This is a genomic window from Bradyrhizobium sp. LTSPM299 (assembly GCF_000938235.1).
GTDB lineage: Bacteria > Pseudomonadota > Alphaproteobacteria > Rhizobiales > Xanthobacteraceae > Bradyrhizobium.
The window spans coordinates 36,501-49,968 of sequence record NZ_JYMU01000100.1; the positions used below are offsets into that span (position 1 = coordinate 36,501).

Here is a 13,468-nt window from a genome sequence, read left to right on the forward strand (position 1 = left end):
GACCGTCGCCGCGGGCTCTCGCCGAGCCTGGTCTTCCAATGGAGACGGCCCACGAAAGAGGGGCATAAGGAAGCGGCGCGGGCGGACGAGGATGTGGTCGCGCGCGCCCGAGGCCGGGCAGTCGGAAGAACGGGTTCGAGACCTCGAACGCAGGCTTGGCCGCGGGATCATGTATGTCGATATCGCGAAGGAGGCTCGTGACGGAGCACGGGCAAGAAAACCCACCTTGCGGTCGCAGGCATCGGAGGATCATCAGCGCCTGCGAAGGGGTTCGCCAAGGTAGACAGGTTTGATCTTGCTGTTTAGTTTCGGCATTCAAACCCAGGGGAAAATGCGAATGAATAATTTCTACATAACCCAGTACTTCAACTGGCGAGTCAGGCCTGTTTCATATTTGGATCACGGCGTCTCCATGGTCCTAAGAGCTTTCGGAATTGAGCACAGCTGCCGAACAGCGGATTTCGTGGATCAGATCATCACCAGGCTAAGAGGTCGACGCGCTGCATTTACCTATTCTGGTGGGATGACAAACGTCGAACAACGAATGAATCTTTACCACCTTGTAAAGCAAGTCCTGGTCTATGACGTTGATGGGGACTTAGTTGAATTGGGTTGCAACGATGGTCAATCGTCAGTCTTGATTACCAAGATATTGGTCGACCACGGTACAAACAAGAAGCTATCGGTTTTTGACAGTTTTGAGGGCCTACCGTCGATTGGGGAAAGCGACGGGACCTCGTACGAAGAGGGTGGCCTCGCCACGAGCGAGGATCGAGTTCGCCTAAACTTCAAGAGATACAATCTAACACTGCCTGCAATCCACAAGGGGTGGTTCAATGACACTTTACCAAACGGCTTACCAGAACGGATATGCTTTGCCTACTTGGACGGAGATCTCTACGAATCGATCTTGATTAGCTTGGAGCATGTGTATCCAAAAATGACAAAAGGGGCGATTTGCCTCATCGATGATTACTGCGATCCCGAAATAAATCCTCTTGGATGGAATAAGCTGCCGGGAGTCAAAAAAGCCTGCGACGAGTACTTCAATGACAAGCCTGAGAAGGTGGAGTTTATTTATTCAGGTTATTATTCCCATGCATATTTCAGGAAGCTATAAGGGCCTAGATCTATAGCTCGCGCTGGAACCTGAGCATGTCTTTGGTGTCTGTGGTGATCCCCACGCGGTATCGGCCGAAGTTGGTGCTGCGTTCTATTCACAGCGTCCTTAATCAAACCCACGAAGAAATTGAACTCATCGTGGTTGTTGATGGACCAGACGAAGCAACGGTCGTGGCCATACAGTCGGTAGGGGATCCTAGACTACGGCTGGTCGTTAACCCCCGTTCGATGACTGCGGCTGGCGCCCGCAATATTGGAGCAGATCACGCAACGGGCAACTGGATTGCGTTTCTCGATGATGATGATGAGTGGCTGCCAAATAAGCTAGAAAAGCAAATGGCATTAGTCTCGGATCACGGCTCCGCGCTTGTAAGCTGCCTTAGCCGAATTGTGACGCCGCTTGCGACCTACATCTGGCCTCGGACGATTTACGACAACTCGATCCCAATAGATGAATACTTTTTTGATCGTCGTTCGTTGTTCTCAGGGATCGATTTCATTCAAACATCCAGTTTTTTGTTGCCTCGACCACTGTTCGACAAGATACGCTTCAATGTCGAGAGCCCCCATGACGACTGGGAATTCATATTACGTATGTCGAAGGAAATGGGCATTAAAATAGAGACCGTCCCGGAAGTGCTGGTCGTGCTTTATTTTGAAGAGGGGCGTCCCTCGCTTTCGAACAGCGGAAATTGGGTGGCCTCGCTGAACTGGATCGAAAGCATGAAGCCGATCATTACTCCTCGGGCTTATAGCGGCTTCTGTCTAGGTGTTGTGGGGTCAAGGGCAGCAAAGGACAAGGCCTACTTTGCATTTCCAAAATTGCTCAAGAAAGCATTCCGATCCGGCTCGCCAAGATTTTGGCACGTTGCGCCATATCTCTTATACTGGGTTGCCCCGCAGGAAATGCGGCGGCGAGTCCGTAACCTGCTTCGCGGGCGGTTAAGTTAAACTGATTTTCCGATCGAGCCGACCGTAACGCAAGTGCTTGAAGTAATGTTGACGCTGTCGGCGTCGCTCGATGATTAACTGTGCGAGCTTTAATATAATTTATCGCTATTTATATTTCGCTCTCTGCATGTTAGCAATTGCAGCATAACGTGGCGTGGCCGTTGGATTAACTACAGCCCCAAGCTGCCCAGCCTAAAGTTTAGGCGGGGAACGATGATGGCTGCTCACTGAATACGAGTTAGTTGGAGTGAATATGGCGGCCCAAGTCTCGAAGCAGCGCGTCGCGTTAATTACCGGTGTTACCGGTCAGGACGGCGCATATCTAACCGAGTATCTGCTCCATCTAGGCTACGTCGTGCACGGCATCAAGCGGCGGTCTTCCTCTTTCAACACGGCGCGGTTGGATCACCTCTATAAAGATCCTCATAGCGGTAATGCACCGTTCGTGATGCACTACGGCGACATGACGGATTCAACCAACTTGATCCGACTGATGCAGCAGATCAGACCGACCGAGATTTACAATCTCGCCGCCCAAAGCCACGTCGCCGTCAGCTTCGAAAGCCCGGAATATACTGCCAATGCGGATGCGATTGGCGTGCTGCGGCTTCTGGAAGCAATCCGCATCCTTGGAATGGAGAAGCAGACGCGGTTCTACCAGGCTTCAACCTCGGAGCTGTATGGCTTGGTCCAGGAAGTTCCGCAGAAGGAGACGACCCCGTTTTATCCGCGTTCACCCTATGCGGTCGCCAAGCTCTATGGTTATTGGATCACCGTGAACTATCGCGAGGCGTACGGCATATTCGCTTCCAACGGCATCCTGTTCAACCACGAGAGCCCAATCCGAGGTGAGACTTTCGTGACCCGCAAGATTACCCGCGCAGTAGCACGGATTGAGATCGGCCTCGAAGAGACGCTCTACCTGGGGAATCTCGACGCCAAGCGCGATTGGGGCCACGCCAAGGATTACGTTGCCGGAATGCACCGGATCTTGCAGGCCGATAAGCCGGACGATTTCGTTCTGGCAACTGGCGAGACGCGCTCAGTTCGCGAATTTGTGGAATTGGCGTTTGGTGAGGTTGGACGCAGCATCCAATGGTGCGGCAAGGGAATCGAGGAAACCGGCGTCGACAGAAAATCGGGCAAGACTGTCGTACGCATCGATCCCGTCTATTTCCGTCCCACGGAGGTCGACCTGCTGATCGGCGACGCCACTAAGGCGCGCGAGCAGCTCGGGTGGAATCCGAAGGTAAGCTTCGCCGAACTCGTCAAGCAAATGGTCGCCGGTGATCTCGCGATAGCCCGGCGCGAGGTGATGAATGGCAGGAACCCCGTTTAAGTTAAATGGCAAGCGTGTATTTGTCGCGGGCCATCAAGGAATGGTCGGCGGCGCGCTAGTGCGCCGGCTTGCTTCGGAAGATGTTGAACTTTTGACAGCTACGCGCGGCGAGGTCGATCTGCGCAATCAGACGGCAGTGTCCGACTGGTTTGCCCGGAGACATCCACAGGTGGTTTTTTTGGCCGCGGCGAAAGTCGGCGGTATAGTCGCCAACGACACGCTGCGAGCCCAGTTCATATATGACAACTTGATGCTGACCGCCAACGTGATCCACGCCGCCCATCTCCACGGTGTGGAAAAGCTGATGTTTTTGGGCTCATCATGCATTTATCCGAAATTTGCGCCACAGCCATTGCGTGAAGACTCAATTCTGACCGGGTCATTGGAGCCCACGAACGAACCCTATGCCGTCGCGAAGATCGCCGGCATCAAGCTTATCGAGGCCTATCGCAGCCAATATGGGAGAGATTTTATTAGCGTGATGCCGACCAACCTGTACGGACCAGGCGATAACTATCATCCCGAATATAGCCACGTGGTTGCCGCGCTAATTCGTCGGTTCCACGAGGCAAAGGTGGCAGGCATCCCCGATGTCGTTGTATGGGGCACTGGCACGCCGCGACGTGAGTTTCTTTACGTCGAGGATCTCGCGGACGCTTGCGTCTATCTGATGAAGACCTATTCGTGCGACGAACCCGTCAACATTGGCACTGGCGAAGACATCCCTATTGCGGAGTTTGCCCGCCTTGTGGCGGACGCAATTGGCTATACCGGCACGATCAGTTACGACCCGTCTCGGCCCGACGGAACACCGCGAAAACTGCTCGACGTCGATAGGCTCCTTAAGCTCGGCTGGCGGGCCAGAACCTCTCTTAACGATGGCATCAAACTTGCCTATCTAGCGTTCCTTGACCAAATTAAATGACACTGGCAGTCAACTCGCGCCGTAGAATCGCTCGGTTGTTTGCAGAGATAGTGCTTTCCCGCTTTATTCCAGCCCCAAAAAATTAAATTCTAAAATATTTAAATCCAGAAGATAATTTTTATATTGACGGTGTCAATATTTAGTATAAAAGTTGTTCTTATGTTGACGAATGGGTCAGTTTTTTTTGGATCGAATCACTTTTGAGAATGAGCAGGTTATAATTTGATCTAATTGCAATCTAACGAGCACGATTAACCAGCGCGATCTGGGATTTTCTGCGAATATCGTGGGTTGCTGATTAATTATCAACTTGTTTCGAAGGCGGCATCCAGGTTCGTTTTCGAGTAGATCTCAGTTCAAACGTGGTCGGAACATACCGAGCGGACAGATCTGTGATCTATAGATTGAATTTTTGGAAGCGAGGCAGTCACGACGCTCTATCGAGTCGCACCGTGCTTGTTGTCATCGCAGGTGGCCTTCAAGATGGTGGCGGTATTGGGCGCCAGATGGGTTACTTTCTAAATGCCTGCCGGGAAAACGAGCCGACAGTACATTATCAGGTCGTCGATTCCCGTGGCCCGCAATATCTTGGCTCCTCGCCCCTTCTCATTTTGAGCGCATGTATTTTTCTTGGTCGCGCAATCTTTGCGTTGGTCCGCGCGCGGCTCTCATCACCGTGCGTGGCGCATGTCAATATTGCCGGCCGCGGCAGCACCATTCGGAAAATTGTCCTCACGTCTGCCGCTCGATTGCTTGGAATGCGATACGTGCTGCATCTCCACGACTATGATTATGGTGCGTACTACGAGACTCGGGGGAGGTTTCTAAAAAAAAGAATCGAGACTGTTTTTCGCCGCGCCGAGGCGGTGATCGTACTCGGGCGACGAGATTTGGAGGTCATTCCCGATCTCCTTGGTGTAGACCGGCAACGCATGATCGTCATGCACAACGCTGTTGCAGATCCGAAGCCCGATCCACGTAAGCAGTCTACATCGGAGAGACCTTGCCATCTCTTGTTTCTTGGATACCTCAGTGCTCGAAAGGGCGTCGCTGACCTGCTTCGCGCCCTTGCGTCCCCGACTACAAAACCGCTGCCTTGGCGACTCACTCTGGCTGGAAGTGGCGCCATAGATGAGTTTCGTAACCTTGCCGACGAAATCGGAGTTCTGGAAAGGCTTCGCTTCACAGGCTGGATTGGAGAGGCAGCTGTAAGCGACTTGTGCGCCGACGCAGACGTTCTTGTTCTGCCGTCGTACGCAGAAGGGCTGGCAATGTCGGTGCTTGAGGGTCTATCGCACGGGCTCGCGGTCGTGACGACTCCCGTGGGTGCGCATTCCGAAGTGATCGAGCCTGAAGTCTCCGGAATTATGGTCCCCCCCGGCGACGTGGATGCGCTTTCCGAAGCGTTGGCGCGCGTTATCCAGGATGAAGGCCTTCGAAGCCGTCTTTCGAAGGGCGCACGCGATCGCTTCATCGAAGGGTTCGATGTGGGTCGCTATGCGATTCGTCTGGAACAGTTTCACGCTAGTCTGTTCGCGCCACGGCGTGATCAGCAAAAGTTCGTTGAGAAAGGATTGATATTGTGAGTAGTTCAGCCGGCCAACTGGCGAAGAAGCCGCGTGTCGATGCCGAAAGTTTTATTCCAAGGGTGAACGTTCTTGGCGTTGGCGTTTCGGCAGTAAATCTCCCCCAAGCAGTTGAGATACTCGAACGATGGCGAGCTGAAGCTCGTCGCGAATACGTCTGCTGCACTCCCGTTCACGGCTTGATGGAAGCGCAGCGCGATCCGGAGGTAAGAAGGGCGCTCAACCGGTCAGGTTTAACCACGGAAGATGGGATGCCTCTCGTCTGGTGGTGCCAACGCTCTGGCTATTCGAATGCGAGCCGCGTCTGCGGGACGGATCTACTTAGGGCGATGTGCGAAAGATCGCCGCAACGGCCCCACCGGCACTATTTCTACGGTGCAAGCCCTAGCGTCGTCGAGGCGTTGATTTCGCGCCTGAAGCAGAGTTACCCGGGGTTAGTCGTGGCTGGGCACCGGTCACCGCCGTTTCGACCGCTCACGCCAGAAGAAGATGCCGCCGATATCCAGGCAATTAATGAAACCAATCCGGATTTTGTGTGGGTTGGCCTGGGGATGCCCAAACAAGAAAAGTGGATGGCGGAGCACGTCGGCAAGATTCAAGCAGCTGCGTTGCTTGGTGTGGGGGCAGCGTTCGATTTTATTGCAGGAACGAAGCCTCGTGCACCTCTGTGGATGCAGCGCTCTGGTTTTGAATGGCTGTTCCGCTTAATGACTGAGCCTCGGCGGCTTGCGCGCCGCTATTTTGTGTACAATTCGGTCTTCGTAGCGCGCGCGTTGCAACAGCTTTCGGGATGGAAATCTTACGCTCAGGACTGGTAACCTGGTAACCTTAGCGCTCCGTTTTTGCATTGTTTTGTGCGGCAGGTTCTTCGTTGTGAATCTGTTTTACAATTTGAGGGAAAATACGGAAGCTCGGCGTTAGAAGAGGGAGTATCATCTAGCGACGAAGTCCCCTGGGGCAGGTGGGGAGGTTCCATTGCGTTCGAAATACCGCCCTGGGCATCGGACAAGCGATGAATTTATTGATTTCGGCCTACGCATGTGCACCCGATCGTGGATCTGAATGGGGCATCGGCTGGAATTGGACCACCGAAGCGCGCCGCCTTGGTCATGAAGTTTGGGCGCTCGTATCGCCGGTCCACCGTGGCTCGATCGAGAAGGCTTCTCGAAACGATGCGGTTGTGAGCGGCATCCGTTGGATCTTCCCCAAAGTCGGTTTTTGGCCACTCGAGCCCGCAACCGAACCTAAATGGGAATACACTTACAATTTGATATGGCAAATGGCGGCATTGCGCGCTGCCCGAAGATTGCAAAAAGCCGTTCAGTTCGATGCAATCCACCATCTTACCTGGGGTGGAATTCGAGCACCCACATTTCTGGGGTCTCTCGGACCGCCCCTCATCGTTGGACCGATAGGTGGCGGAGAAACATCGCCCTCTACACTGCGCGACGGCTTCAGCACCAAAGGGAGAATCCTGGAGAGCGTGCGCGATCTGTCCAATTCAACAGTTTTCATCAATCCGATCCTCCGCCGGGGTCTTGATGATGCTGCAGTCATTTTCGCAAAGACAGCCGACACGCGGGATTTGCTGAGCAGTGCACAGCGGAAAAAGACAGTTGTATTCAATGAACTCAGCAGGCGGGAGGTGCAGAAGGTTTCACCCCGGACGCGAGTTCAAAGCCCACCGAAGCTCCTTTACGCTGGGCGTCTCCTTTATTGGAAAGGAGTCCACATCGCTATCCGAGCTTTCGCGCAGCTTCTGAAAAAGATTCCGACTGCGCGGTTCACGATAGTCGGGAGTGGTCCAGAGGAAGGCCGGCTCAAGGCCGACGTTTCGGCGCTAAAAATTGAGCAAAGTGTGGATTTCATTTCTTGGCTGCCTCAGAACGAATTGTTCGGGCTTTACGGCAGTCACGACCTTTTTCTTTTCCCAAGCCTCCATGACAGTAGCGGCGGAGTCGTGCTCGAAGCGCTTACTCACGGCCTGCCGGTTGTTTGTCTCGATCTCGGTGGCCCCAAGGAGATTGTGACGGCCAACGCCGGCATAGTTGTTAAAACGGCGGCGCTCGATGCAGGCCAGGTCGCATCAAGCATTGCTGATGAGATTCACAAGGTGCTGTCTTCCGAAACGGACCTAATGCATCTCTCTTCTGGCGCAATATCGCGGGCAAACGATTTTCTTTTGCCTGACCGTGTTGCGCAATTCTATCAGAAGGCGTCGAGCTTTATTGGACGCTCGTAGCATAGGGATTTCACGCATCCGATCTAGGCGGCAGGCTATTCGGGCGGTGAACGCTCAAGGGAAGGAATGATCGACCGAAGTGCAGGCACATGCTCGAACGATGATGCTTGGACGAGATTTTCGGTCATCGACGTCAGCTCCAACTTCTATGATCTTGCGGCTCGCGGCCAAAACTCGCCGTTTTTCCCCTGAAGTTCGTTTGGTGGTAGGTTCTCCGAGAATTACGCTCCTTCGTCGCTCTGCTTTCACACATGATCCACAACACGAAAAAGGCGATAGTCCAACCGCCGGAAAAGTCTAACAATACCGATTCGGTTATTCCCGTGATTATTACAGCACCACAAGTCAGCAATGACGATATACCGAGCTCGTTTGACGACGTCCGTGTGCAACGCCATGCACACCAAATACTTCGAAAGAAGACGACCAGCATTAGCAGGGTCCCCGTGACCCCTAACTCCAGTAACATCTCCAATATTCCATTGTGCGCATGGGGGACAAGCCAACCGAGTTGAGCAGAAATCTCCAACGCGGTGGGATTGGCTGGGGTCCAAAACGCAAAGTAACCCCAACCGATGATCGGCCGTCTGGAAATCTCCGCCTGAACCAGCTCCCAAAGCTCCGTGCGCCCCGTGAGTGTGGCGTCCTTTCCCATCAATTCGAAGAAAATGTCTGGAGATAGCGCAAAGGTCAAAATACCCAATAACAAAAGCGCAACCACAGATACGCCTAGAAAGCGTGCGAAACCACCTCTTCGGTAAAGGAGAATGATCAACGTCGCAGAATATAAAAGCAGTATGACTAAGATCGAGGTCGAGGATCTGCTGGCGACGGCCACAGCCAGGAACAGCGTGGAGTTGGCAATACCCCAAAAACGCATCTTCGCACTGGCAGCAGCTCGGATGCTATGTGCACTCGCGAGTGCGCCGAAGGCCATTACCTGACCGAGGGCATTCTTCTGAGAAAAAATGCCGCGCCACCCAAAACTATCCGTGATGTCTGATGTCGTGTCAAAGAATTCGGGAACCCCGAGACCGTTGCTCGGAGAAACAACAACGACAACGATTGATGCGAAAGCGCATAGCAAACAAGCCTTGTAAACCAACCTAACGAATTGGGTATCCGTCAGATCAGCCGCCACGCCGATGACGCCGAGGACGAAGAACGCAAACAAGCCTCCCCGACGCAGGGTTGTTGCAGGGTCGTTCGACCAAGCCGTAGAGATCAAGAAAAACGACGCCAGGGAAATGGCAAGCAATTCACCCGTGTTGAAGGCCGCCGCCCTCCGGATTCTGCCGAAAAACAGAAAAATGCAAGCCGTCACGAACCCAAGGTTAAAGATGACCGCAAGTTTCGTTGTGGCGGTAAAGCCTCCTTGAAACTCTCCGTAGTACAGCCGGGAGAACGAACCGAACGCGCCTATCACGTGCAGGATCAAAAAGCCGCAAACGAAATACCGCCAGCGAAACTCCTGTGATTCGGTTTCTCTGACCAAAGTCATGACGTGCAGGATACTCGGCTGCCGGCGATCGGCAGCGAGCGCTTCAGTGAAAGACCGACCGTAGATATCTTCATTGCAAGGTAACCGAGCGGAGTGAAATGTATTCGTGATGGCCCGAAAGCCGGCCGCTGTTCAGCGTCTCGGAATAATTACGACTTAGATTGCACCGAAACATCGAATTATCTTCACAATCTGCAGGGTTTGGTTGCCAAGCCATCAGTCTCAAACAGACGCGCGCCGTCCCAATGTAGGTAGACGATCCCTTTCAACCACATCGGATAATACGGGTCCGGCGTACAAGACCCGGGCGGCTGGTAACCGACACTCATTGGGGCGATAGTAGGCTTGACCAAATTATATACGCTATACTTTGCATTCATGCACGACACGGTATTTGCGTAACCCGCACAATCCGGTGCCTCAGTTGGCAGTTCGCTGGGATTTGTCAGACCTGGGTTGTCGAATGTGTTTGCTCCGAACACCCAGTGATCACTTCCGTTAGAGCGCCCATTGTAGACCACGGTGTTTTTGCCACCCGCCGAAGAGGTCGTCGGCGGATGGTTGTTCCAGATGTAGTTCCCGGAAATCGAAACATTTGAGTTTGATAGTGGCTGCTTACCGGCGTTCTCGACCCACGCACTAACGATCGGACCGTAGCCACCGCCACCGCAAGAGGTAAGAGTTCCAAGAAAGATATTGTTGCTAACGCTATAAATACCCGTTGCCGTCGGGTAAACGCCGTGCAGATAGAGCTCGCCAGCACAATGCGCCCGCGAATCTTGATTGTTATTATAACAAGTGTTATTCAATACGTTGATTGGCGCCCTGTCTATCCAGCCGGCACCGCCCCCCGGGAACGCTTGGAAGCATGCGTTGCCATTCCCCCATATTACGTTGTTCGCGACAACAGCTTGATAGGGATAAGAATTTCCTGCCCAAGTGTCGAAAATGATGCCGTTGCCATCGGAGTGAGGGTGGTTGGCGTCACCGGTTACCGTACACTGGTTTGGATCGGTTGCGTTGATGCTTCTATACAAGAAGTTCTGCGAGACGTAGACATGCGTGCCCGGGCTGTCATCAGTGGCACCCGCCGGAATCAACGAGATAGCGCTCCCACAGCGTCGATACCGGCCTAGGCTTCTCGCTCCATTGAAAACGATCCCTCCCACGAACGCCGTCTGGTCGGGCCCTGCGTTTGGGATGCCTATATTGCCAGTGTCAAATCCCGCGAGATCGCACCCGCTTGCGATATTGTTAATGAATGCGACATGGTGCCAGGTCGTTCCGGTTACGGTTCCGAGAGAACCATAGCACGCGCGTTCTGCATCTGCTTTCTGGGTCGCCCAAAATCCCTCAACGGCCCAGTTGCCGCGACCGATATCAAATGCCGGTCCAGAACCGCCATTGACCCGACAGCTCATAAGATCGGGTCCTGCACACATTAAAATCGCAAAATAGATCCCGCCTGTGCCGTCAATGCCCCCCGTTGTCGAAGGACAGTTTGACACGGCACCGAAGTTGCCACGATCGCTTCCATACGAAGCATGACCAAACTGACCTTGATCGTAGTTTCCATCGGCCGCGATTAGCACGTCACCACATACGACGTTGTGCTTTGGAGTCGCCCATGCCGTTGCTGGCGTTAAGCCATCTTTCAAATCACTCCCCGTTGGGGAAATATAATAGACGTGTAGGGGCGTGAATGTTCGCGATGCCGTTCCGGCGTCGCGTTGAGCGTGATCCTGTCCAAGCGCAGCTCCCGCAAAGAGGAATATACCAAGGAGGAAGCTTGGCTCCCAGATTTTTTTCACAGCCCCGTCCTCTTAACCGAAATGAGCAATGTTGTGGTACAGGTAGCACAGCGGAGCGAGAAATGCTCGCTGCACGCTCGATTCCCGATCATGAAGTGACGCACTAGTCACGTGAATCTAAAGTTCGCCACATCAATTCTGCTGGGCTTTGTGGCAATAGCGTTAGACCAGGTTCGTCAGCCACAGACTTGTTTGACAATCCATCCGCGCATCGCAGGATCGCCCGGCACCGCTTCGATAGCGATCGGGCAGCAAGGTTACGACGGACTTGCCTCTCCAAGCACGTCCGCTCTTGCTCACTCAGTACCGACGGTTCGGTCGGCCGGCCTCTCGCACCCGCAGTCGCCACAAGCGCTCTCCTCTATCGAAAGAGAGTCAAGCTACTATCATGTTATGTGGCGAATTTGCATTCCAGATGACTAAGCCGTTCAGCGCCGCCTATCAAAGTGGTCCGGATACTATGTCAAAGTTGATGATCTTGTCTCCATCAACTTTTGCTTGAACCTCTCGCGAGATAGAATTCCAGTGACCAACAACAGCCTTTTAGTTGGTTTCCCCAGCAGCCCGAGAAACCAACGCTACAACATTCCGCCTTGAGGCCCTTCGCTTGCGAGAATAAGGTTCCAATCGGCCATATTGTCAATTTTACAGGACGATATTTTTATCATGCTGGTTTCGGTACTTATTCCTAGCTTCAACGTGCAATCGACTGTCGTGGACGCGATAAGGTCGGCCCTGGCGCAGAGCTGCGAAGGTCAGCTCGAAATAGTTGTATATGACGACGGCTCTACTGACCGGACCGTCGGTATCGTCGAACAATGGGTCCGACAGGACAAAAGAGTTCGAATTTTGCGTGCCGTAACGAACCGTGGATCAAGTCACGCACGAAATATGCTTCTCGACGAAGCGCGCGGGGATTGGATTGCGTTCCTGGACGCTGATGACGTGTTTTTGCCGTCCAAGCTGGCGACCTGTCTGGAGGCAGCGAACTCTCACGATAGCGACTTCGTGACCCATGATCTTGGTTATCTGCGGGCTGATGACGAAGTGGTTGGTCGGATACGGAGCGACGGGTTTTTACAGGGCTCTTTGCTGCGTCGATATCTGACGGAAGGCCTGCGGTTCTCTGAAACTCTGTCGGCTGGAGAAGATTCGCAGTTTCTCTGCCTGTTGAAGCGGAAGGCGCGCCATTTTCACCTTTCAAGCGTCCTCACCGGAATCAGGATTCGTAGGGGATCACTCACGGACAAATTCTGGTTCCAGAAGAGACTCATCGAACTCTGGCATGAACGGCACAAGGACGTTCCTCCGCCACAGAACATTGACGGATACATCGAGTTCTATCACTCATTGTCTATCGCCGAACGACTTGGCAATAATCGAAGATGGCTCGGTCAGAAATTTGGAAGATCGGCTGCGGGTGCCGTGCTTGCTGGTAATCGCTTCGTCGCGGCGTATTACTTGCTCGGAAGCTTCGTGCTCAATCCCAGTTACTTGTTGTCGCGGCTTAAGAATAATCGCTCCTGAGCAAATATATTCAACGGAGATGTCTCTATCCAACAACGGGACCGAGTTCGCTGCAACAACTTTGCCGATTGGTCGCCCATTGTTGGGGGCGTTCGGCTGCGCAAACGCCATCCTTCACCTTAGCTCGTAGACTTTTGAGCTCGCAAACTCATGAAGTGTCGGTCGATGAAAGCGTAGGACAGAGTTGCCAGGAGGACCGACACGGGTAGCCCAATCAGCAGCACTTCCTTTCTACTCATATCGAACTCTGACCTCAGGTAGTACAGAATCGGAAAGTGCCAGATGTAGATCCCGTAGAAAATACGCCCCAGAAAAACCGCCTCCGGACGTTCGAAAATACTATGGCAGATCGTGTCGGAGCTGCGGATCAACATAACCAATGTAACAATGCCTGGAACTGCGCCGAATAGAATGCTTCCGAAGTAGTAGAAGTTATTGCGGGAATAGTCCGGATACCAGAACAC

Annotated in this window: 10 protein-coding genes and 2 pseudogenes; 8 read left to right on the top strand and 4 right to left on the bottom strand. The window is 53.2% G+C overall.

Annotated elements, in window-relative coordinates; translation table 11 throughout:
- Positions 1–337 precede the first annotated feature (337 nt).
- From UP10_RS41780 to UP10_RS41810, 7 genes are all read left to right on the top strand, one after another.
- Positions 338–1,120 carry a TylF/MycF/NovP-related O-methyltransferase gene (locus tag UP10_RS41780; RefSeq protein ID WP_044593002.1) on the top strand — a complete coding sequence of 261 codons (783 nt, stop codon included), beginning with the start codon at positions 338–340 and terminating at the stop codon, positions 1,118–1,120.
- A 35-nt stretch (positions 1,121–1,155) separates the two neighbouring features.
- On the top strand, positions 1,156–2,073 hold the full coding sequence (locus UP10_RS41785) for a glycosyltransferase family 2 protein (protein ID WP_044592985.1): 918 nt from the start codon (positions 1,156–1,158) through the stop codon (positions 2,071–2,073).
- Positions 2,074–2,326: 253 nt separating this feature from the next.
- Positions 2,327–3,412, top strand: coding sequence for a GDP-mannose 4,6-dehydratase (gene gmd / locus UP10_RS41790; protein ID WP_044592986.1), 1,086 nt, complete (start codon positions 2,327–2,329; stop codon positions 3,410–3,412).
- Positions 3,393–4,337: a GDP-L-fucose synthase gene (gene fcl, locus UP10_RS41795; RefSeq protein ID WP_082077579.1), complete on the top strand. Its 945-nt coding sequence runs from the start codon at positions 3,393–3,395 to the stop codon at positions 4,335–4,337. The genes gmd and fcl overlap by 20 nt, the downstream gene beginning before the upstream one ends.
- 452 nt (positions 4,338–4,789) lie before the next feature.
- A complete protein-coding gene (locus UP10_RS41800; protein ID WP_044592988.1) occupies positions 4,790–5,923 on the top strand; it encodes a glycosyltransferase family 4 protein in 1,134 nt (377 codons plus the stop codon).
- Positions 5,920–6,741: a WecB/TagA/CpsF family glycosyltransferase gene (locus UP10_RS41805; protein WP_197087032.1), complete on the top strand. Its 822-nt coding sequence runs from the start codon at positions 5,920–5,922 to the stop codon at positions 6,739–6,741. The genes UP10_RS41800 and UP10_RS41805 overlap by 4 nt, the downstream gene beginning before the upstream one ends.
- A 194-nt stretch (positions 6,742–6,935) precedes the next feature.
- Positions 6,936–8,165, top strand: a complete 1,230-nt coding sequence (locus UP10_RS41810; RefSeq protein WP_082077581.1) for a glycosyltransferase — start codon at positions 6,936–6,938, stop codon at positions 8,163–8,165.
- A gap of 133 nt (positions 8,166–8,298) precedes the next feature.
- Here UP10_RS41810 and UP10_RS42475 read toward each other — a convergent pair whose 3' ends face one another.
- The 3 genes and pseudogenes from UP10_RS42475 to UP10_RS46295 all read right to left on the bottom strand — a co-directional run.
- A complete protein-coding gene (locus UP10_RS42475) occupies positions 8,299–9,666 on the bottom strand; it encodes an O-antigen ligase family protein (protein ID WP_050044083.1) in 1,368 nt (455 codons plus the stop codon).
- Positions 9,667–9,851: 185 nt separating this feature from the next.
- Complete coding sequence (locus UP10_RS45040) at positions 9,852–11,477, bottom strand: hypothetical protein (RefSeq protein WP_156180796.1); 1,626 nt, start codon at positions 11,475–11,477, stop codon at positions 9,852–9,854.
- Between the two features lie 163 nt (positions 11,478–11,640).
- Positions 11,641–11,826: pseudogene (locus UP10_RS46295) on the bottom strand (IS630 family transposase); the annotation flags it as partial.
- A 317-nt stretch (positions 11,827–12,143) separates the two neighbouring features.
- Here UP10_RS46295 and UP10_RS42480 point away from each other — a divergent pair.
- Positions 12,144–13,004: a glycosyltransferase family 2 protein gene (locus tag UP10_RS42480; RefSeq protein WP_050044084.1), complete on the top strand. Its 861-nt coding sequence runs from the start codon at positions 12,144–12,146 to the stop codon at positions 13,002–13,004.
- Between the two features lie 119 nt (positions 13,005–13,123).
- On the opposite strand, the pseudogene UP10_RS45620 reads toward UP10_RS42480, so the two are convergent.
- Positions 13,124–13,468 (bottom strand): annotated as a pseudogene (locus UP10_RS45620) (acyltransferase family protein); the annotation flags it as partial.

What these genes read in the sequence shown, in the direction of transcription:
- UP10_RS41780 (WP_044593002.1), top strand. Translation starts at nt 338, where the DNA reads ATGAATAATTTCTACATAACCCAGTACTTCAACTGGCGAGTCAGGCCT.
- UP10_RS41785 (WP_044592985.1), top strand. Translation starts at nt 1,156, where the DNA reads ATGTCTTTGGTGTCTGTGGTGATCCCCACGCGGTATCGGCCGAAGTTG.
- gmd (WP_044592986.1), top strand. Translation starts at nt 2,327, where the DNA reads ATGGCGGCCCAAGTCTCGAAGCAGCGCGTCGCGTTAATTACCGGTGTT.
- fcl (WP_082077579.1), top strand. Translation starts at nt 3,393, where the DNA reads ATGGCAGGAACCCCGTTTAAGTTAAATGGCAAGCGTGTATTTGTCGCG.
- UP10_RS41810 (WP_082077581.1), top strand. Translation starts at nt 6,936, where the DNA reads ATGAATTTATTGATTTCGGCCTACGCATGTGCACCCGATCGTGGATCT.
- UP10_RS42475 (WP_050044083.1), bottom strand. Translation starts at nt 9,666, where the DNA reads ATGACTTTGGTCAGAGAAACCGAATCACAGGAGTTTCGCTGGCGGTAT.
- UP10_RS42480 (WP_050044084.1), top strand. Translation starts at nt 12,144, where the DNA reads ATGCTGGTTTCGGTACTTATTCCTAGCTTCAACGTGCAATCGACTGTC.